At 75.7% G+C, this 21,072-nt stretch carries 16 protein-coding genes; 10 read left to right on the forward strand and 6 right to left on the reverse strand.

The window, feature by feature from the left end:
- Window positions 1–50: 50 nt before the first annotated feature.
- Window positions 51–1,091: a phosphodiester glycosidase family protein gene (locus tag ABWU78_RS03615; protein WP_439157569.1), complete on the forward strand. Its 1,041-nt coding sequence runs from the start codon at window positions 51–53 to the stop codon at window positions 1,089–1,091.
- Entirely contained in the window at window positions 1,091–2,254 is a 1,164-nt protein-coding gene (locus tag ABWU78_RS03620; RefSeq protein ID WP_253049928.1) for a glycosyltransferase, read from the forward strand. The genes ABWU78_RS03615 and ABWU78_RS03620 overlap by 1 nt, the downstream gene beginning before the upstream one ends.
- Here ABWU78_RS03620 and ABWU78_RS03625 read toward each other — a convergent pair.
- Entirely contained in the window at window positions 2,163–5,078 is a 2,916-nt protein-coding gene (locus tag ABWU78_RS03625; protein ID WP_439157570.1) for a cation-translocating P-type ATPase, read from the reverse strand. The two genes, ABWU78_RS03620 and ABWU78_RS03625, sit on opposite strands and share 92 nt — an antisense overlap.
- A gap of 180 nt (window positions 5,079–5,258) precedes the next feature.
- Here ABWU78_RS03625 and ABWU78_RS03630 point away from each other — a divergent pair, with 180 nt between their 5' ends.
- Both ABWU78_RS03630 and ABWU78_RS03635 read left to right on the forward strand, forming a co-directional pair.
- Entirely contained in the window at window positions 5,259–6,140 is an 882-nt protein-coding gene (locus tag ABWU78_RS03630; RefSeq protein WP_439157571.1) for a TrmH family RNA methyltransferase, read from the forward strand.
- Between the two features lie 102 nt (window positions 6,141–6,242).
- A complete protein-coding gene (locus tag ABWU78_RS03635) occupies window positions 6,243–8,462 on the forward strand; it encodes a HelD family protein (RefSeq protein WP_439157572.1) in 2,220 nt (739 codons plus the stop codon).
- Window positions 8,463–8,472: 10 nt separating this feature from the next.
- On the opposite strand, the gene ABWU78_RS03640 is transcribed toward ABWU78_RS03635, so the two are convergent.
- From ABWU78_RS03640 to ABWU78_RS03650, 3 genes are read right to left on the reverse strand one after another with little or no spacing between them, the layout of a single operon-like run.
- Window positions 8,473–9,177, reverse strand: a complete 705-nt coding sequence (locus ABWU78_RS03640) for an esterase/lipase family protein (RefSeq protein WP_439157573.1) — start codon at window positions 9,175–9,177, stop codon at window positions 8,473–8,475.
- Window positions 9,174–9,986: an alpha/beta fold hydrolase gene (locus ABWU78_RS03645; RefSeq protein ID WP_253049912.1), complete on the reverse strand. Its 813-nt coding sequence runs from the start codon at window positions 9,984–9,986 to the stop codon at window positions 9,174–9,176. Before ABWU78_RS03645 ends, ABWU78_RS03640 begins: the two co-directional genes overlap by 4 nt.
- Window positions 9,987–10,041: 55 nt before the next feature.
- Entirely contained in the window at window positions 10,042–10,674 is a 633-nt protein-coding gene (locus tag ABWU78_RS03650; RefSeq protein ID WP_253049910.1) for a nucleotidyltransferase family protein, read from the reverse strand.
- Between the two features lie 112 nt (window positions 10,675–10,786).
- Between ABWU78_RS03650 and ABWU78_RS03655 the strand changes: the two genes are divergently transcribed.
- From ABWU78_RS03655 to helR, 6 genes are all read left to right on the forward strand, one after another.
- Window positions 10,787–11,683 (forward strand): endonuclease/exonuclease/phosphatase family protein, encoded by an 897-nt coding sequence (locus ABWU78_RS03655; protein WP_439157574.1) that lies wholly within the window; start codon window positions 10,787–10,789, stop codon window positions 11,681–11,683.
- A 62-nt stretch (window positions 11,684–11,745) separates the two neighbouring features.
- Window positions 11,746–12,606: an ABC transporter ATP-binding protein gene (locus ABWU78_RS03660; RefSeq protein WP_308202249.1), complete on the forward strand. Its 861-nt coding sequence runs from the start codon at window positions 11,746–11,748 to the stop codon at window positions 12,604–12,606.
- Between the two features lie 129 nt (window positions 12,607–12,735).
- Window positions 12,736–13,737: an ABC transporter substrate-binding protein gene (locus tag ABWU78_RS03665; protein ID WP_253049906.1), complete on the forward strand. Its 1,002-nt coding sequence runs from the start codon at window positions 12,736–12,738 to the stop codon at window positions 13,735–13,737.
- A gap of 218 nt (window positions 13,738–13,955) precedes the next feature.
- Entirely contained in the window at window positions 13,956–16,025 is a 2,070-nt protein-coding gene (locus ABWU78_RS03670) for an iron ABC transporter permease (RefSeq protein WP_439157644.1), read from the forward strand.
- A gap of 80 nt (window positions 16,026–16,105) precedes the next feature.
- The gene (locus ABWU78_RS03675; RefSeq protein ID WP_439157575.1) at window positions 16,106–17,098 is read left to right on the forward strand and encodes a siderophore-interacting protein; all 993 of its coding nucleotides are present in this window, start codon (window positions 16,106–16,108) and stop codon (window positions 17,096–17,098) included.
- Window positions 17,099–17,362: 264 nt separating this feature from the next.
- Window positions 17,363–19,615, forward strand: coding sequence for an RNA polymerase recycling motor ATPase HelR (gene helR, locus ABWU78_RS03680; protein WP_439157645.1), 2,253 nt, complete (start codon window positions 17,363–17,365; stop codon window positions 19,613–19,615).
- Window positions 19,616–19,695: 80 nt separating this feature from the next.
- Here the strand turns inward: helR and ABWU78_RS03685 are convergent, their stop codons facing one another.
- Complete coding sequence (locus ABWU78_RS03685; RefSeq protein WP_439157576.1) at window positions 19,696–20,277, reverse strand: YbaK/EbsC family protein; 582 nt, start codon at window positions 20,275–20,277, stop codon at window positions 19,696–19,698.
- Window positions 20,278–20,320: 43 nt separating this feature from the next.
- The gene (locus tag ABWU78_RS03690) at window positions 20,321–20,881 is read right to left on the reverse strand and encodes a YbhB/YbcL family Raf kinase inhibitor-like protein (RefSeq protein ID WP_439157577.1); all 561 of its coding nucleotides are present in this window, start codon (window positions 20,879–20,881) and stop codon (window positions 20,321–20,323) included.
- Window positions 20,882–21,072: the final 191 nt, after the last annotated feature.

Genomic DNA, 21,072 nt, shown 5'->3' on the forward strand with positions numbered 1-21,072 from the left:
GAACAGCCGCGCCACCTGGGCGGCACACGCCCGTTCCGTAGACACGGACCATGAGCACCCAGGACCCGGCACCGACCCCGCACGACCCGTCCGCCGTCCGGCGCCCGCGCCGACGACGATGGCGTGCCGCGCTCGTCGCGACGCTCGCCGTGCTGCTCCCGCTGGGAGGCGCCACGGCATGGGCGCTGGACCGGTTCGTCGTCGAGCACGTCGAGATCGCCGACGTGACGGCGTACGAGGCGTCGCAGAGCGCCGACGCGGACGGGACGTCGGACCACGGCACCACGGCGGACGACAGCGCGGGCGCCTCGGCCGAGACCACCACGGGCGCTGCGACCGTCGACGGCGACACCTACACGTCCGACGGCACGAGCATCACGGTCTCCCGGGTGACCACCGGCTCGGGCGACGACACCGTGACGTACTACGTGGCGGACGTCATGCTCTCCGACATGACGGACCTGCGCTCCGCGTTCGCCCAGGACGCGTTCGGCACGAACATCACGGAGACGACGTCCGACATCGCCGCCGACCACGACGCCGTCCTCGCGATCAACGGCGACTACTACGGGTTCCGCGACACCGGCATCGTCATCCGCAACGGCGTCGTGTACCGGGACGAGGGCGCGCGCGAGGGCCTCGCGCTCTACCGCGACGGCCACGTCGAGGTCTACGACGAGACGACGACCGACGCGCAGAGCCTCGTCGACGCCGGGGTGTGGAACACGCTGTCGTTCGGGCCCGCGCTCGTGGAGGACGGCGAGGTCGTGGCCGGGATCGACGACGTCGAGGTCGACACGAACGTCGGGAACCACTCGATCCAGGGGGAGCAGCCGCGCACGGCCGTCGGGGTGGTCGACGCGAACCACCTCGTCCTCGTCGTCGTGGACGGCCGTCAGGAGGGCTACTCCCGCGGCGTGACCATGACGGAGCTCGCCGGGATCCTGCAGGGCCTCGGCGCGACGACCGCGTACAACATCGACGGCGGCGGTTCCTCGACCCTGTACTTCGACGGCGAGGTCGTCAACAGCCCGTCGCAGGGTCGCGAGCGCGGCACGTCCGACGTGCTCTACGTCGCGGACGGTGCGTGATGGCCGCAGCGACCACGCACGCGACGGCGACCGCGCTCGGCGCCGACGCCGCGCGGACCGCCGTCGTCGTCCCCGCGTACCAGCCGGACGCGCGCCTCGTCGCCCTCGTCGACGCGCTGCGCGCCGCGGTCCCCGGGCTGCCGGTCGTGGTGGTCGACGACGGCAGCGACCGGCGGTGCGGGGGAGTGTTCCGCGCGGTGCGGGCGCTGGGCGCCGTCGTGCTCGCGGTGCCGGTGAACCGCGGGAAGGGCCACGCCCTGCGCGCTGGGATCCGGTGGGTGCGTGACCGGTTGCCCGGGCACGGCGTCGTGTGCGCCGACGCGGACGGGCAGCACACGGTCCTCGACGTGCTCCGCGTGGCGGCACGGTCGCAGAGCGAGCCCGACGCCGTCGTGCTCGGCGCACGACGCTTCGCAGGGGACGTCCCGCTGCGCAGCCGCGTGGGCAACGCCGCGACGCGCTGGGCGTTCACGGCCGCGACGGGGACCCGCGTGCGCGACACCCAGACCGGGCTGCGCGCCTACGGGCCGGGCCTGCTCGACGACCTGCTCGCCGTGCGCGGCGACCGGTACGAGTACGAGCTGCGCGCGCTCCTCGACGCGACCCGCGCGGGCCGCCGGATCGTCGAGGTGGACGTCGCGACGGTCTACCTCGACGACAACGCGTCCTCCCACTTCCGGCCCGTCGCCGACTCGCTGCGCGTGTGGGCACCGCTGCTGCGGTTCGCCGCGTCGTCGCTGGGGTCGGCCGCGGTCGACGTCGTCGCGCTGCTCGTGCTGCACGCGCTCACCGGGTCGCTCCTCGCGGCCGTGGTGGGCGCGCGCCTGCTCAGCGCGGGCGTGAACTTCGCCGTCAACCGTCGCCTCGTGTTCGCGGGCGGGCGTGACGTCCCGCTGCGCGCCGCCGTCGTGCGGTACGGGGCGCTCGCGGTCGTGCTGCTCGCGGCGAGCTACGGGCTGCTCGCGCTGCTGACCGGGCTCGGCGTGCCGCTCCTCGCGGCGAAGGTCGGCACCGACGCGGCCCTCTTCGCGACGAGCTACGAGGTGCAGCGGAGGGTCGTGTTCGCTCGCCTCACCCCTGGACGGCGCGCTCACCGGCGTCGTGGCGCTCGACGAGCGCGGGCACGTGGTCGCGCGCGGTCCAGCGCCGGCCGACCCACTTGATGACCTCGACGAGCAGGAAGACGACGAGCGCGAGCCCGAGCGTCTTGCCCCACTCGACGACGTCGATGGGGGCCGAGTCGAACCAGGAGTGCATGAACGGCGCGTAGACGAACACGGCCTGGAGGGCGAGGAGCGTCACGGCCGAGATCCAGATCACCCGGTTGCCGCGCAGCACGTCGAGCGTGAGGCTCGACCGGTCGAGGAACCGGCAGTTGAACAGGTACGCGAGCTGGCCGAGCGCGAGCATCGTCACGGCGGTCGTCTGCGCCTCGGCGATCGGGACGCCCTGGGCCCGCTCGACGTAGAACAGCAGGATCGTCGCGCCGCCGATGAGGAGCGAGACGAGCAGGATGCGCCGCACGTACGCGCCGTCGAGGATCGACGCCTTGGGGTCGCGCGGGGCCCGGCGCATGACGTCGGGCTCCGCCTTCTCGTACGCGAGCGCGAGCGACAGCGTGACCGCGGTGATCATGTTGATCCACAGGACCTGGACCGGCTGGAGCGGCAGCGTGAGGCCGAACAGGACCGCGACGAGGATGACGAGCGACTGCGCGCCGTTGGTCGGCAGGAGGAAGAGCACGGACTTGCGGATGTTGTCGTAGATCCGCCGCCCCTCCTTCACGGCCCGTTCGATGGTCGCGAAGTTGTCGTCGGCGAGCACGACCTCCGCGGCCTCCTTGGTCGCCTCCGTGCCCTTGATGCCCATCGCGACGCCGACGTCCGCCTGGGTGAGGGCGGGGGCGTCGTTCACGCCGTCGCCCGTCATGGCGACGACCTCGCCGTGCGACTGCAGCGCGGAGACGATCCGGATCTTGTGCTCGGGGCTCGTGCGCGCGTACACGTCGACGTCGCGCACCACCTGGCGCAGCTTCTCCGTGCTCATCTCCTCGAGCTCGGGGCCGGTGAGCACGGCGGGCGCGACGTTCTCGCCGGTCCCGTCGTGAGCGTCCACGATGCCCATCTCGCGGCCGATCGCGAGGGCCGTGCCCGCGTGGTCGCCCGTGATCATCTTCACGCGGATGCCCGCGTCGCGGCACTCGGCGATGGCCTCGATCGCCTCCGGCCGCGGCGGGTCGACGATGCCGACGAGCCCGCACAGCTCGAGGCCGTCCGCGACGTCGGCGACGTCGAGGTCCTCCGTACCATCCGCGGCGGTCCGGCGGGCGGCCGCGAGCACCCGAAGCCCGCGCCCGCCGAGCGCGTCGATCTGCGCGTCCCAGAACGCGCGGTCGAGCGGCTCGGTGCCGCCGTCCGCGCCGACCTGGGTCGTGCACCGGTCGAGCACGCGGTCCGGCGCGCCCTTGACGTGCACGTGCAGCCCGCCGTCGGGATCCGCGTCGAGCGTCGCCATGAACTTGTTCTCGGACTCGAACGGCACGACGGCGACGCGCCGCCACCCCGTGGGGTCGACGCCGGCCTTCATGCCCAGCGTGCGCAGCGCTCCCTCGGTCGGCTCGCCCACGAGCCGCCAGCCGTCGGCGTCCGACGCGTCGGGCACGATCCGTGCGTCGTTGCAGAGCATCATGACGGTCGCCAGGGCCGCGAGGTCCCGGTCGTCCGCGAGGTCCGCGTGCCGCGTGCCCGACGCCGGTCCGTCGCCCGGGTCTCCGGCCGCGCCGGGTGCGCCGGTCGGCCCCGGGCGGGGCGCGTCGTCGGGCACGGTCACGTCCCCGACGGGCGCGTACCCCGCGCCCGCGACCGTGAACGTCCGCCCGCTCGTGCGGACCGTGCGCGCCGTCATCTCGTTCTTGGTGAGCGTCCCGGTCTTGTCCGAGCAGATCGTCGTGACCGACCCGAGGGTCTCGACCGCGGGCAGCTTGCGCGTGATCGCGCGGCGGCGGGCCATCTGCTGCACGCCGAGCGCGAGCGTGATCGTCACGAGCGCGGGCAGGCCCTCCGGCACCGCGGCGACCGCGAAGCCGATCGACGCCGAGATCAGCTCCGGGACCGAGAAGTCGTGCACGACCCGGCCGATGACGACCATGACGACGGCCATCGCGAGGATGAGGACCGCGAGGAGCTTGCCGAACCGGTCGAGCTGGCGCGTGAGCGGCGTCGCGAGGCTGCGGACCTCGGAGATCATGGTCTGGATCCGGCCGATCTCGGTCGCCGTCCCTGTCGCGGTGACGACCCCGACGCCCTGGCCCGCGGCCACGAGCGTGCTCGAGAAGAGCATGCTCGACCGGTCGCCCACGCCCGCGTCCGCACCGACGGCGTCGACCGTCTTGGCCGCCGCGACGGACTCGCCCGTGAGCGCCGACTCCTCGACGCGCAGGTTCGTCGCCTGGATCAGCCGGACGTCCGCGGGCACGCGGTCGCCCGAGCGCACGCGCACGACGTCGCCCGGCACGACGTCGTCCGCGTCCACGCGCGCCCACGCGCCGTCGCGCCGGACCTCCGCGTGGACCGACAGCATGTTGCGGATGCCCTCCAGCGCGCTCTCCGCGCGCCCCTCCTGGATGAACCCGATCGCCGCGTTGATGACCGCGACGGCGAGGATGACCGTGAAGTCGACCCAGTCGCCGAGGATCGCCTTGAGCACCGCGGAGACGAGCAGGATGTAGATGAGGACGTCGTCGAAATGGACGAGGATCCGCTTCCACAGCGGGTCGCGCTGCGGCGGGGGCAGCCGGTTGGGCCCCACCTCCGCGAGCCGCGCCGCGGCGTCGGCGTCCGAGAGGCCGCCCGCGTCCGTGTCGAGCTCGGCCAGGACCTCGTCGGGCGGGCGCGACCACGGCGCGGCGAGCGGGGGCTCGCCGGCGCCCGCGGAGGTCGACGAGACCGTGGTGGCGGGGGTCGGTGCAGCGTCCGGCGCGGATCCCATGTGCCTATTCGACCCCCGATGCCCGGATCGCGCGAGGGACGAAGGACCGTGAGCCGCGCCACGCCCTCGTGGTCGGTCGGGCACGAGGCGTGCCGAACCCGGGATCGTTCCTCAGGACGGTCGGGTCGTGGGGAGCGACCCCGGAGTCGGCGCGCATGGTGCGCCTGGGAGAATCGACGCGTGAGCGACACCAGCACCCGGGCCGACCTGCGGGTCGTGCACGTCACCGACCCCGCCGACGACCGCCTCGCGGACTACAACCGCCTGACCGACGTCGCGCTGCGGTCCAAGCACGAGCCGGAGAAGGGCCTCTACATCGCGGAGAGCTCGACCGTCATCCGGCGTGCGCTCGCCGCGGGACACCGGCCGCGGTCGTTCCTCATGGCCGCGCGCTGGCTCGACGACCTGGCCGACGACATCGCCGCCCTGCCGGTCGACGACGCGCACGGGGGCACGGGCGAGCCGGTCCCGGTGTACGTGGGCGCGCCCGACGTCCTCGAGGCGATCACCGGGTTCCACCTGCACCGGGGGGCGCTCGCGGCGATGCACCGCCCGCCGCTGGAGTCCGTCCCCGACCTGCTCTCGAAGGCCCGGGGCGGCACGGGGGCCCGGCGCGTCGCCGTGCTGGAGGACATCGTCGACCACACGAACGTCGGCGCGATCTTCCGCTCCGCCGCCGCGCTGGGCGTGGACGCCGTGCTCGTCTCGCCGCGGTGCGCGGACCCGCTCTACCGCCGCTCGGTACGCGTGAGCATGGGCACGGTGTTCCAGGTCCCGTGGACGCGCTTCGAGACCTGGCCGGGCGGGCTCGACCTGCTGCGGGAGGAGGGCTTCACCGTCGCCGCGCTCGCTCTGGCCGACGACGCGGTGAGCCTCGACGACGTCGTCGCGGACCCGCCCGAGCGGCTCGCGCTCGTGCTCGGCACGGAGGGCGACGGGCTGTCGCGCGGCGCGATCGCGGCGGCGGACCGGGTCGTCACGATCCCCATGGCCGGGGGAGTGGACTCGCTCAACGTCGCCGCGGCGTCGGCGGTCGCGTTCTGGGCGACCCGCGTGCCCTGACCGCGGCGCGCGCTGCCCCGGAGACAGCGCCCGGTCTCCGGGAACAATCGGGCGGGACGGCGCGTTGGGCCCGTGTCCGTACGTCGTACGAGAAGAGGTTCCGTGCCGGTCCAGCCCTCCCCGTCCCCGTCTGCCACCACCCACCGCGACCACCGCGACCACCGCGATCCCGCCGCGCACGCCGTCGCGGAGGAGCAGCAGCACCTCGACGCCGCGCTCGCGCGCCGCACCCGGCTCCTCGCCGAGCTGGACGCCCAGCTCGCCGTGCCGGTCGACCCGGACCGGCCCGGCGCCGAGGACGTCGTCGAGCGCTCGCGGCGCGCGGGGCTGCGCCGTCGGCGCACCGAGCTCGAGCGAGCGGAGAGCGGGCTCGTGTTCGGCCGCGTCGACACCGTCGAGGGCGTGACGCGCCACGTCGGGCGGGTCGGGATCGCCGCGCCCGACGACGGCGCCGACCCGCTCGTGCTCGACTGGCGCGCCGACGGCGCCCGCGCCTTCTACACCGCGACCGCGCGCGAGCCGCAGGGCCTCGCGCGGCGCCGGCACGTGCGGACCGCGGGCGACCGCGTCACCGGCGTGGACGACGAGCCGCTCGACGGCTCGGCGACCGGGCCGGACGACGAGGACGGCCTCGTCGGCGAGGGCGCGCTGCTCGCCGCCCTGTCCGAGCGGCGTACCGGCCGCATGGGCACCGCGGTCGCGACCCTCCAGGCCGAGCAGGACGCGATCGTGCGCGCCCCGGCCGAGCAGACGCTCGTCGTGCAGGGCGGACCGGGGACGGGCAAGACGGTCGTCGCGCTGCACCGCGTGGCGTACCTGCTGTTCACGCACCCGCACCTCGCGGAGCGCGGCGTCCTCCTGCTCGGCCCGTCGTCGCGGTTCCTCGAGTACGTGGCCCAGGTGCTGCCCGCGCTGGGGGAGACGGCGGTCGTGTCCGCCACGTGCGACACGCTCGTGCCCGGCGCCGCGCCCGAGCGCGACGAGTCGCGGGAGATCGCCGAGCTCAAGGGCCGCGCGCTGTGGCAGGACGTCGTGGCGCGCTACGCCGACTCCCTGGTCCCGGACGCGCGAGCGCTCACGGTGCGGCTCGACGGCGAGCCGCTGACGCTCGACGCGGCGCGGGTCGGACAGGTCCTGCGCGCGGCCCGCGCGGGCGGCCGCAGCGTGCTGGCCGCGCGCCGCCGGGCCGTCGACCTCCTGCTCGACGCGCTCGTCGACGAGGCCGCGGCACGGCACGCCGAGCTGCTCGAACGCGTCGAGGAGGGGTTCGAGGACGTGCTCGGGAAGCTCGACGCCGGGCTCGCCGCGCGCGACGACCGCGCCCCGACCACCGGCGCGCGCGGCGGCGACGTCGACGGCGAGCTCACGGACGACGACCTGGACCGGCTGCGCGACGACCTCGCGGGCGAGCCCGGGTTCACGACCGCCGTCGACGCCTGGTGGCCCGTCACGGACGCGCGCACGGCGCTCGCGGACCTGCTGGGTGACGCCGCGCTGCTCGCGCGGCACGCGCCCGAGCTCTCGGCCGCGGAGGTCGGCCTCGTGGTGGGCGAGCCCGTCGGTCTCGCACCGAGCGACGTCCCGCTCCTCGACGCGCTCGCCGACGCGCTGGGCACCCCGGACGCGCCCGGCGAGCAGGGCGAGTTCCTCGCGCAGCGCGCGACGACGCGCCGCGACTGGGTCTACGGGCACGTCGTGGTCGACGAGGCGCAGGAGCTCTCGCCCATGCAGTGGCACATGGTGCTGCGCCGCTGCCCGACGCGTTCGGTGACCGCCGTCGGGGACGTCGACCAGACCGAGGCGCCGCACCGTCACACGGACTGGGCGGACGTCGTCGGCCCGGTCTTCGGGCAGCGCTGGCACCGCGCGGACCTGACGATCTGCTACCGCACGCCCCGCGAGGTCATGGAGCTCGTCGGGCCCGTGCTGCGCGCGGCGGGCAGCCGCAACGCGCCGCCCCGCGCGGTGCGCGACGCGGGGGTCGCGCCGCGCGACGTCGTCGTGCCCGCCGACGCGTCGGACGCGACGCTGGGTGCGGCGGTCGCGGCCGAGGTCGCGCGTCTCGCGGAGCGGTACGACGGCGGCTCCGTCGGCGTCGTGGCGCCGCGCGACCGGCTCGGCCGCCTGGGCGCCGCCGTGAGCGGGGTTCCCGTCCTCAGCACCTCGGAGGCGAAGGGGCTCGAGTGGGACGCGGTCGTCGTCGTCGACCCCGACGGCATCGCCGCCGAGCCGCGCGGCGGGAACGGCCTGTACGTCGCGATGACCCGGTGCACGCAGGAGCTCGCGCGCGTCAGCGTGGGCGCGCCGTCCGGGACCGGCTGACGCTCCCGCCTCAGGTGGGGGAGGTCGGCCGGGCGAGCCGGTCGACCTCCCGCACCACGACGTCGACGAGCGTCGGGTCGCCGAGCGGGAGGAAGTGGCCCGCGAGGGGCAGCTCGACGTTGCGCCCGCCCTCGAGCCGCCCCGTCTCGGGGATGTGCGGGTCGAAGCGCGGGTAGACGGCAGTGATCCGCGCGTCCACGCGGCGCTCCGCGGCGAGCGCGAGCAGCGCTGCGTCCCGCGGCGAGAAGGCCCGCAGCGTGCGGCCCAGGAGGTATCGCGCGTACGTCGAGCCGTTGAACGGCGTCGCGACCGCCACCATGCCGACGACGCGCGAGCCGGCGGGGGACAGCATGACGCTCTTGCCCACGAGCCCGCCCTTGCTGTGCGCGACGAGGACGACGCCGTGCAGGTCGGCCTCCGCGAGGAACGCCGCGGTGCGGTCGGCGGCGTCGGCGAAGGGGCGCCGGTTGTACCCGAGCCCCGGCACGGCGTGCACCGGGTGCCCGGCCCGCACCAGCGCCGTCGCGACGGGCGCGAGGAGCTGCCACGTCTCGTAGACGCCGGGCAGCAGCACGACGGGATCGCGCCCGCCCGGGCCGTCCGGGACGGGGCGCCGTGGCTGCAGGGCGCCCGCGACCTGGCGCGCCGCGACGTACGCGTAGTCCGCCGCGCGGTCACGCAGCCGCAGCCTCCCTGCCCGCCGCGGCGTGCTCACGCGAGGCCGCCGGCGTCGAGGACGGCCGCGACGACCGCTTCCGGGTCGGCGTCCATCGCGTGGTGCCGCCCGCGGACCTCGCCAGACGTGCCGTGCGGCGCGGCGGCCGCGAGCTCGCGGACCCACGCGCGGGGGGTGACCGGGTCGTGCGCGCCGCGCAGCACGACGACCCGACCCGGCACCTGCGGGAGGACCTCCTCGAGGCGGTGCCGCAGCATGCTCCGCACCTGCCGCGCGTAGTACGGCAGCGAGCAGCGCAGCACGTAGTCGACCGCGAGCGTCGCGAGCGCGCGCGGACGCTCGCCGACCGCGTCGCGGGCGAGCCGCAGCGCCTGGCGTGGCACGGTCCGAGCCCGCCGGTCCGCCGTCGGGCCGATCAGCACCCCGGCGGGCGCCTCGAGCGGGTGGTCGGCCATCGCCTGGCCCACGACCTGGGCGCCCATCGAGTGGCCGACGAGCACGACGGCGGACGGCGGACCGGCCGGGGCGTCGAGGACGAACCGGCGCACGTAGCCCGCGACGACGGCCGCGTGCTCCTCGATCGGCACGTCGCGTCGCGCGCGCGGGGCGGCGCCGAAGCCCGGCAGGTCGATCGCGTGCACGGCGACGCCCGGGCCCGGCCCGGGACGCAGGAGCGCGCGTCGCACGGGGTCGAACGCTCGCGCGGACGACCCGACGCCGTGGACGAGCACCACGGCGAGCGTCGGAGCGGGCTCGCCCGACACGTGCGCCGTCGCCCGCAGGCCGCCGACCACGAAGCGCACCTCGGCGGCGTCGGGCGTCGTCCGGGACGAGGCGCGCGCGGTCATCGCACCAGCATGCGGGCCCGGCCGGGGTCGCGCGCGGTATCCCTCGCCGGGAGGGTCACTCGAGCGGGCTCGACGGGTCGCCCGACGCGGGCTCGGCCGGCGCGGCCCGCGACCCGAGCGCGTCGTCCTGCATCTGCTCCGCCTCCACGACGCCGAGCTCGTCGAGGAGGAAGAGGAACGCGCGCGCGTACGGGTTGTCGTCGACCCGTGCGCGGACCTCCGGCCAGTCGATCTGCTCGCGCATCGCGCGCGCGACCGGCAGGAGGCGCGAGAAGTCGCAGTAGTGCTCGCCCACGACGCGCAGCTTCGACGTCATGATCTCGGTCGCGGACAGCACGGGCATGCGGACCGCGAGCACCTCGATCTCATCGGTGCGCGCGAGCAGGTCGTCGTCGATCGGCTCTCCGACCATCCGGTAGAGGACGTCGATGAGCTCCCCGCCGTGGTGGGCCTTGAAGAGCCAGTTCTCCGTCGGCTCCGTGATCTCGAGCCCTGCGGCCCGCAGCACCTCGCGAGCGCGGTCCACGTCGACCTCGCGGATCGCGAAGTCGGCGTCGTGGCTCGGCTCCGGCGCGCCGCGCGCCCACGCGGCGTACCCGCCGACGAGGGCGTGGGGGATGTCGGCCTCGGCGAGCGCCGCGGCGGTCATGCGGAGGCCGTCGTGCAGCGCGTCCCTGTCGTCCACCATGCCCAGGGTCTACACCACCCCCGGTGCGCTGGCACGTCACCGCGCGTGCCCGGTCGGGCGAGGGGCGCCGGTGCGCGTGCGACCCGGAGCAGGCGTACCCAGAATCGGGAGGGTGCGCCTCGCGACGTTCAACATCCTGCACGGACGGTCGCTCGTCGACGACCGGGTCGACGTCGACCGCTTCGCCGGCGCCGTCCGCGACCTCGACGCCGACGTCCTCGCGCTCCAGGAGGTGGACCGGGACCAGCCGCGCTCGCACCGCGCGGACTTCACGGCGGTCGCGGCGGAGGCGGCGGGCGCCGTCGAGCACCGGTTCGTCGCCACGCTGGTCGGCGAGCCGGGCGTGTGGACCGCGCCGACCGGCGAGCACCAGCCGGGCCGGGCCGCCTACGGGATCGCCGTCGTGAGCAGGTACCCCGTCACCGGCTGGCGCACCGTCCTCCTGCCCGCTCCTCGCACGCGCGTCCCGGTCCGGTTCCCCGGGAGCCGGCTGCCGACGCTCGTGCGCGACGAGCCGCGCGCGGCGCTCGTGGCACGGGTCGAGGCCCCCGGCGGTCCCCTGACCGTCGCGTGCACGCACCTGACCTTCGTCCCCGGGCGCAACCTGACCCAGCTCGTGCGGCTGACCCGGTCGCTCGTCGCCGAGGCCCCCGACGGCGAACCGGTCGTGCTGCTCGGCGACCTCAACGTCGACGCGCCCCAGGCGGCCCGGACGAGCGGGTGGCGCCCGCTGGCGTCGGCCGCGACGTTCCCGGTCGGCGAGCCCGCGCGTCAGCTCGACCACGTGCTCGCCCACGGGGCGGTCCGCGCGACGGAGCCCGCGGTGGCGGTCGACACGGGCCTGTCCGACCACCGTGCGCTGGTCGTCCCCGTGGCTCTGGGCGGGGAGCACCACGCCTCCCCGACGAGATCGCACGCGGCGGACGAGGACCATGCGCCCCCGACGGCGGGTGCGGGGGACCGGTACCGCCGCACCGACGGCCGAGGGCTGACGCGCGGTCCCTCGTGAACCGCGTCACACGGGCGGCAGGGTCTGGTTCGGACCCGGCGGCATAGATTAGCCTCACCTATGTGAGTGGAACCTCAGTTGTCCCGAGCCCGGCCGGAGCGCCCGGCGCCCCGGCCCTCGCCGGGCACGACCTGCGGCTGTCCTACGACGCGCGCACGGTGGTCCACGGCGCCGCGCTCGAGCTCGCGCCCGGAGCCGTCACGGCGCTGATCGGTCCCAACGGCTCGGGCAAGTCGACGCTCCTGCGCTCGCTCGCGCGCCTGCACCGCCCCGACGCCGGGACGGTCGCGCTCGACGACGCGCCCGACGCGCTCGCGCTGCACCCCAAGGACTTCGCGCGGCGGGTGACGCTCCTGTCCCAGAGTCGGCCCACGCCGTCGGGCGTGAGCGTGCGCGACGTCGTCGCGTACGGGCGCCACCCCTACCGCGGCCGGTTCCGCGCCAACGACCCCGACGGCCCGCGCGCGATCGCGCACGCCATGGACGTCACGGGCATCACGACGATGGCCGACCGCGGCGTCGACGAGCTCTCCGGCGGCGAGCTGCAGCGCGTGTGGCTCGCGACGTGCCTCGCGCAGGACACGCGGGTGCTCCTGCTCGACGAGCCGACGACGTACCTCGACCTGCGCTACCAGGTCGAGCTGCTCGACCTCGTGCGCGACCTCGCGACCGAGCACGGCGTGGCCGTCGGCGTCGTGCTGCACGACCTCAACCAGGCGGCCGCGGTCGCCGACCGCGTCGTCCTGCTCCACTCGGGCGTCGTGCGTGCCACCGGGCCCGCCGACGAGGTCCTCACGTCCGAGCTCCTCACCGAGGTCTACGGCATCCACGTCGACGTCTACACGCACCCCCTCACGGGGCGCACGTGCTGCGAGCCGCTCGGGCGGCACGCCGCGCGGCTCGACGCGGCCGTCCTCGTCTGACCTCCGCACCATCCCGACGCACCACCCCACGACGAACCCCGCACCGACCCACCGCCCGGCCCCGACGCGCGCCCACCGGCCCGCCCGACGGAGCACGGACCGGGCACCGACCGACCCCGAAGGACACCCATGCGCTCGACCACCCGTTCCCTCGCCGCGGGCGCCCTCGCGCTCGCCACGGCGCTCGCGCTCACCGCGTGCGGCACGACCGAGGACCCCGCGGCCGCCGACGGCGACGCCGACGCGACGACGGACGCCGCGTCCGGCCCCGTCACCGTCACCGACGAGCGCGGCGAGGTCACGCTCGACGCCCCGGCGACCGACATCGTCTCGCTCGAGTGGGGTCTCACGGAGAACCTCGTCGCGCTCGGCATCGAGCCCGTCGGGCAGGCGGACGTCGAGGGCTACAACACGTGGGACACCGTCGCGCCGATCGACGCGAGCACGCCCGACGTCGGCACGCGCGGCGAGCCCAGCCTCGACGCGATCTCCGCGCTCGAGCCGGACCTCGTCGTGACGACGACCGACCTGCCGGAGAACGTCATCGCGCAGATCGAGGAGGTCGCGCCGGTGCTCGCGCTGCGCGGCTCCGACGGCGAGGACCCGATCGGCTACATGCGCTCCACGGTGGAGACGCTCGGCACCGTGACCGGTCGCGAGGACGAGGCGGCCGCCGCGCTCGAGACCTACGACGCGAAGATCGCCGACGCCACGGCGGCGCTCGACGAGGCCGGGCTCGCCGGCGCCGACTTCACGATGGCGGACGGCTGGGTCACCAACGGTGCCGTCTCCGTCCGCATGTACACGCCGGGCTCGTTCTTCGGCGCGATCGGCGAGGAGATCGGGCTCGTCAACGCGTGGACCGAGGGCGGGGACCCCGACTACGGCCTCGCGCAGACCGACGTCGAGGGCCTCACCCAGCTCGGTGACGTGCAGTTCCTCTACGTCGCGAGCGACTCCGAGGCCGACCCGTTCACGGACGGCCTCGCCGGCAACGCGGTGTGGGAGCAGCTCCCGTTCGTCACGGCCGGGAACGTGCACCGCCTGCCCGACGGCATCTGGATGTTCGGCGGCCCGCTGTCCGCGGCGGCCTACGCCGACGCGGTCGTCGAGGCGCTCACCGCGGCCTGACACCGGTCCGCACCACCACCGGGCGCGGTCGCGCCCGGGACGACGAGAAGGCTGACGAGAACCACAGTGCTGACGAGGACATCGTGACGCGGCCGGAGCAGCGCACGACGGCGGAGCCGGACACCCTCCTCCTGGAGGACCCGGCTCCGGCCGTCGTCCCCGGGCCGGACGGCGCCGGCGACGCGGGCGCGGGGGACGGCGCGCCCGCGGTCCCGACGGTGACCGCGCCCCGCGTGCGGACGTCGCGCCTCGGGATCGTGGGGGTGTTCGTCGTCGCGGTCGTGGTCGCGGCGGTGCTCGCCGCCGTGCACCTCACCCAGGGAACGGCCGACGTCGGCCCGCTGGACCTGCTGCGCCTGGCGACCGGGGGCGACGGCGTCGACCAGACGGTCGCCGTCCTCGTCGCCTCGCGCGTGCCGCGGCTCCTCGCAGGACTGCTGCTGGGCGTCGCGCTCGGCGTCGCCGGCGCCGTGCTCCAGTCGGTCGCGCGCAACCCCCTCGCGTCGCCCGACACGCTCGCGGTCAACGCGGGCGCGTACCTGACGGTCGTGGTCGTCGCCGCGTTCGGCATCTCGATCCCGTTCTACCTCCAGGGCGGCCTCGCGTTCCTCGGCGGGCTCGCCGCGGCCGGGCTCGTGCTCGTCCTCGCGCGCGGCGGCGCCGACGGCCCGACGCGCCTCGTGCTCGCCGGGTCGGCGATCATGCTCGCGCTGCACTCGCTGACGATGGTCCTCCTCGTGCTGTTCGAGCAGGAGACGATGGGCCTGTTCGCGTGGGGGAGCGGGTCCATCGTCCAGTCGGGCACGCGCACGGTCTCGCTGGCGACGCCCGTCGTCGTGGTGGGCGTGCTCGCCGCCCTGCTCCTCTCGCGCCGTCTCGACCTCCTCGGGCTCGGGGACGACGCCGCGACCGTGCTCGGCGTCGACGTGCGCCGCACACGCGTCCTGTCCGTCCTCGTCGCGGTGCTCCTCGCCTCGATCGCGGTCACCGTCGCCGGGCCGGTCGGCTTCGTCGGTCTCGCGGCGCCCGTCGTCGCGCGGCTCGTCGCGCGTCGCGTGCCGGGGCTCGGCCGGCACGTGCTGCTCCTGCCGTTCGCGGCGATCGTCGGCGTGATCGTGGTCCTCGGCGCCGACGTCCTGCTCCGCCTGCTGCTGCCGGGCATGCTGTCCATCGCCGTGCCGACCGGCATCGTCACGACCGTCCTCGGCGCGGTCCTGCTCATCTGGCTCGCGCGGCGCCTGCGCGACTCCGGGCCGGCGTCGTCGCGCGGTGCGCACGGCGCGCTGAGCCGCCCGCGCTCGCGGCGGGCCGTGCTCGTGGTCGTCGCCGTGCTGGCGCTCGCCGTCGCCGCGGCCGCCGTCGCAGGCATGCTGCTCGGGGACCGGGTGGTGCTGCTGGGCGACGTGGCGAACTGGTGGAACGGCCTCTCCGGGCGCCACGTGACGTTCGTCCTCGACCAGCGCTTCCCGCGCGTCCTCGCCGCGCTCCTGGCCGGCGCGGCGCTCGCGCTCGCCGGCACGATCGTGCAGGCCGTGTGCCGCAACCCGCTCGCCGAGCCGAGCCTGCTCGGCGTCACGTCGGGCGCCGGGCTCGGTGCCGTGACGATGATCCTCCTCGTCCCCGGCGTCGGGATCTGGCCCATGTCCGCCGCCGCGGCGATCGGGGCGTTCGCGGTGTTCGGCCTCGTCTACGGGCTGTCCTACCGCGGCGGGCTCAGCTCGGACCGGCTCGTGCTCATCGGCATCGGCGCCCAGGCCGGGGTCATGGCGCTCATCACGCTGCTCGTGGTCGTCGTCGCGCCGTGGGACGTGAACCTCGCGCTCACGTGGCTCTCGGGCTCGACGTACGGGCGCACGCTCGAGCAGCTCATCCCGGTCGCGCTCGCGCTGCTCGTGCTCACGCCGCTCACGGCGGTCTACCGCCGCGACCTCGACGTCCTGGCGCTCGACGACGACACCCCGCGCGTCCTCGGCGTCGCGCTCGACCGCACGCGCCTGCTCCTGCTCGCGGCCGCCGCGCTGCTCACGGCGGCCGCCGTGTGCGCCATCGGGGCGCTCGCGTTCGTGGGCCTCGTCGCGCCGCACGCCGCGCGGGCGCTGGTCGGTGCGCGGCACGGTCGGGTCGTCCCCGTCGCGATGCTGCTCGGCGCCCTCCTCGTGTCCGTCGCGGACACGCTCGGGCGCGTCGTCATCGCCCCCGAGCAGATCCCCGCGGGCCTCGGGACGGCGCTCCTGGGCGCGCCGTACTTCGTCTACCTGCTGTGGCGCAGCCGCGGCCGGGGAGCGTGACGCGTCTCACCCTGCGGGGGCGGGATCCGAGGCTCGGACGGGTTGACCCCGGCGAGGGTGCGTAGGTTAGCCTCACCTGTGTGAGCCAGACCGTCGTCGCACCCCGCACCCGAGCCCGTCGCCCCGTCGCCCGGGCGACCGCGCCGTGGCGCTTCTTCGACGTCGAGGTGGCCCGCGTCGAGCAGGTCTCGCCCAGCTTCCGCCGGTTCACGTTCACCGGCCCGGAGCTCGACCTCTTCGGCGATCCCGGCCTCGACGTGCGGATCAAGTTCGTCCTTCCCGCGCCCGACGGCGGCTACGAGCACCTCGTGCGCGACGCCGAGTCCTGGTACGCCGCGTGGCGCGACCAGCCCGAGGAGCGCCGCAACCCGCTGCGCACCTACACGACCGTCGCAGTGCGCCCCGAGGCGCGCGAGGTCGACGTCGACGTCGTGCTGCACGGCGACGCCGGTCCCGCCTCGCGCTGGGCGCTCGCCGCCGAGGTCGGCACGCCGCTCGTCCTGCTCGGCCCGGACGCGACGTTCGACGGCCCCGCCGGCGGCATCGAGTTCCGCCCGCCGACGCGCCCCCACGCGCTCCTGCTCGCGGGCGACGAGACCGCGCTGCCCGCGATCGCCGCGATCTGCGAGGACCTGCCCGCCGACGCGTGGGGCGAGGTCTACGTCGAGGTGCCGCACGGGGGCGACGCGCGCGACCTCGTCACGCCGCCCGGGGTGCGCGTGACGTTCCTCGCGCGCGACGACGTCCCCGGCGGTGCGCACGACGCGCACGGCGCGCGCCTCGTGCCCGCCGTCCAGGAGGCCGCCGCGCGCATCCTCGGCGCGGGCGTCCTCGGCACCGACCCGCCCGCCCAGTGCCGCACCGCCGAGGACCTCGAGGACGTCGACGTCGACGCGTCGATCCTCTGGGAGGTCCCCGGCCTGCTCGAGGAGGACACGGTCCTGTACGCGTGGCTCGCGGGCGAGGCGAGCGCGATCAAGACCCTGCGCCGCCACCTCGTGACCGACCTCGGCGTCGACCGCCGCGCCGTCGCGTTCATGGGCTACTGGCGCGAGGGCCGCGCCGAGAGCTGACGCGCTCCACGAGACGCGAGAAGTGGCCTCTCACCGAGCGCGGTGAGGGGCCACTTCTCACATCTCGGCCGGTGGTCGTGGCCGCACGGGCCGGGCCACCGCCCGTCGACGGCGGGGAACGGAAAAGGAGGCCCAGCGGCCTCCCTTTCCAAGGTATAGCGCACGGGGGTCTTGCGGCAAGGCCCCCGTGGAGGCGCAGAATCTCCGTTCGTGCGTGGGCCGTCGTCGGTCCGCGCCGTCCCGCTCGACCTCGGACCGGAGCTGATGACGTTGCCCGACGCCCCCGTGACCGCCGACCGCACGACCGACCCGACCGCACGTCCGAACCCGGGCGCCGCCCAGACCTTCGATCTCCCCGAGCGGCTCGCCGCGAAGGCCGACCCCGCGCTCGTCGCCGCCGACGAGCGGCACTTCGCCGCGATCGCGGCGAGCCTCGAGCACGCCGTCGCAGACCTCGCGCAGCGCCTCGACACGGCGCGCCGCGCGCCCGGCGGGAGCGGGACCGAGGCGCTCGAGCGCGACCAGGAGATCCACCGCCTCAGCGGCCGGCTCCGGCTGCTCCAGCGCTACGGCGTCGACCTGTGCCTGGGCCGGATGACGTTCGCCGACGGCTCCGCCCCGGTCTACGTCGGGCGCGTGGGCCTCACGGACCCGGCGGGGGAGCGGCTGCTCGTGGACTGGCGCTCGCCCGCCGCGGAGCCGTACTTCGCCGCGACGCCCGCGCACCCGCTCGGCCTCGCGGCGCGGCGCCGCTACCGGTGGACCCGCGGTCGCGTGACGGACTACTGGGACGAGGAGCTCGTGCCCGACGGCGCGGGGTCGGGCGCGGCGCTCGACGACCAGTCGGCGTTCGTCGCGAGCCTCGGCGCGAGCCGCTCGCCGCGCATGCGCGACGTGCTCGGCACGATCCAGGCCGACCAGGACGCGATCGTGCGCGCGGGGTCGCGGGGAGCGCTCGTCGTCGACGGTGGCCCCGGCACGGGCAAGACGGTCGTGGCGCTGCACCGCGCCGCCTACCTGCTCTACGCCGACCCCCAGGTGGGCGGCGGGCACGGGGGCGTGCTCGTCGTCGGGCCGAGCCGCCCGTACCTCTCCTACGTCGCCGACGTGCTGCCCGGCCTCGGCGAGGAGGGCGTCCAGACGTGCACGCTGCGCGACCTCGTCCCCGAGGGCGCGACGGCGCGCGAGGAGACCGACCCCGAGGTGGCCCGGCTCAAGGCGTCCGCCGCGCTCGTCGCGGCGATCGAGCCGGCCGTGCGCTTCTCCGAGCGGCCGCCCACCGAGGGCATGGAGGTCGAGACGCCGTGGGCCGACGTCTGGCTCTCCACCGCCGACTGGGCGGAGGCGTTCGAGTCCGTGGACCCCGGCACCCCGCACAACGAGGCGCGCGACGACGTCTGGGGCGCGCTCGTGGAGATCCTCGTCGACAAGGCGGTGGGCGAGGTCCCGGACCTCGACGCCGACGACGTGCGCCGCGCGCTGCGGAGCCAGCGCGGGCTCGGCGCCGCGTTCGACCGCGCGTGGCCGCTCGTCGAGGCCACCGACCTCGTGGCCGACCTGTGGTCGGTGCCCGCCTATCTGCGGCTGTGCGCGCCGTCGCTCACGCCCGAGGAGGTGCGCGCGCTCCAGCGCGCGGACGCGCACGCCTGGACGACGGCGGACCTGCCGCTGCTCGACGCCGCGCGGCAGCGCCTGGGCGACCCGGAGGCGTCGCGCCGCCGGCGCCGCAACGAGGCCGCCGCGGCGGCGGAGCGGGCCCGCATGGACGACGTCGTCGACCACCTCGTCGCGTCCGACGACAGCGAGCTCCTGGTCATGACGATGCTCAAGGGTCAGGACCTGCGCGACGCGCTCGTCGACGAGGGGGCGATGGTCACGGCCCCGCCCGACCGGCTCGCCGGTCCGTTCGCGCACGTCGTCGTCGACGAGGCGCAGGAGCTCACCGACGCCGAGTGGCAGATGGTGCTCAGCCGCTGCCCGTCGCGCAGCGTCACGGTGGTCGGGGACCGGGCGCAGGCCCGCCACGGGTTCGCGGAGGGATGGCGCGAGCGGCTCGGGCGTGTCGGGTTCGACCGGGTCGCGGAGGCGTCGCTGAGCGTCAACTACCGCACGCCGCAGGAGGTCATGGCGGCGGCGGAGCCCGTCATCCGGGCGGCGCTCCCGGACGCCAACGTCCCGACGTCGGTGCGCAGCACGGGCGTGCCGGTCGCCCACGGGGCGGTCGCGGACCTCGACGGGATCCTCGACGCGTGGCTCGCCGAGCACGCCGAAGGCACGGCCTGCGTGATCGGCGGCGCGGGGTCCGTCGCGGCGTCGACCGAGTCGGTCGCGGCGCGGCTCGGCGAGGACGGGGCGTCGCGCGTGCGGGTGCTCACGCCCGAGACGGCGAAGGGCCTCGAGTTCGACCTCGTCGTCCTCGTGGACCCGCAGGCGTTCGGCGACGGCGTCGAGGGCGCGGTCGACCGCTATGTCGCGATGACGCGCGCGACGCAGCGGCTCGTCGTCCTGGATCGCTGACGATCTCCCGCCGAACACGACATGGAGGTCGCCAAGGAGCCGATGGCGACCTCCATGTCGTGCTCGGCGGGTTGGGTGGGTCAGGCGACCGGGACGGCCAGGTCCTCGACGACCTCGACGCCGGGCAGGCGGCCCAGCAGGTCGCCGGGGAGCAGCAGCTTCGAGCGCCGCACGCCGCTGCCGACCAGGGCGAGCGCCCCGTCGGTCACGACGCGCGAGTCCACGAGCACGCGCCACCCGGCGGGCAGCCCGACGGGCGTGATGCCGCCGTACTCCATGCCGGACTCGGCCGTCGCGCGGTCGGTCGGCAGGAACGACGCCTTGCGCACGTCGAGCAGCTTGCGGATGCGCGTGTTGACGTCGGCGCGCGTGTGCGCGCGCACCACGGCGGCGGCGACGCGCTCGTCGCCCGCCCGCGCGCCGCCGACGACGACGCAGTTCGCCGACGCCTCGACGGGCAGGTCGAACGCGGCGTTGAGCGTCGCGGTGTCGGCGAGGTCGGGGTCGATCTCCGTCACGGCGACGAGCGTCGCGACGTCCGGGTCGGCGTCGGCCCACCGGCGCAGCGCGTCGGCGGTCACGGGGGCGACGAGGTCGAGGTGGTCGAGGGCCGGCTCCCAGGTGAGAGAGCCGAGCGTGGGCAGGGTCGTCGGGGCGTCCATGGGTCCTTCGGCTGTCGGGCGGGTGGCGAGCGGGTGGTCCGGGTCAGTCCGCGGCGCGGTACGTGACCGTGAGCGTCGCACGGGCCAGCGTGCGGAACAAGGCGTTGAAGGCGACGGCGGTCGGCGTCGCGTCCGGGCCGAGACCGGCGGCGTCGGCGAGGGAGCCGACGTCGAGCGCGTGCACGGCGAACACGTACCGGTGCGGGCGGTCCCCGGCGGGCGGTGCGGCGCCCGTGTAGCCGGGGGCGCCGCCGTCGTGCCGGACGTGGAACGCGCCGGTGGGCAGCCCGGAGCCGTCCGCCGCCCCGGCGCCCGTGGGCAGCGACGTCACGGACGAGGGGACGTCGGCGACGGTCCAGTGCCAGAACCCCGCGGGCGTCGGGGCGTCGGGGTCGAAGCAGCTCACGACGAACGAGCGCGTGCTCTCCGGGAAGCCCGACCACGCGAGAGCCGGGGACCGGTTCTCGCCCTCGGCGGCGAACGCCCGGGGGAGCGGCTCGCCGTCGGAGAGGTCGGTGCTCGTCAGCGCGAAGGACGGCACGGCGGGCAGGAGGGAGTAGGGGTCGGGGGCCTGGGGTCGGGAGTCGAGGTTCACGTCGGCCATGGACCCATCGTGCCGAACCGGCCGCACCGTGGCACGCCCGCCGGATCAGGTTCAGGTAGAGGTCGAAGGTCGGGGCGAACCTTCGAGGAGAGGTCGAAGGTTTGCCGGGCATCCGGGACGAAGCCGACGGCTCTCACCTGCGGAGTTGACACCCCGCAGCGTCGGTCGTTCACTGGAAGTGTTCGAACGTC

Origin of the sequence: Cellulosimicrobium sp. CpK407, assembly GCF_051844275.1 — a bacterium.
Taxonomy (GTDB): domain Bacteria; phylum Actinomycetota; class Actinomycetes; order Actinomycetales; family Cellulomonadaceae; genus Cellulosimicrobium; species Cellulosimicrobium cellulans_G.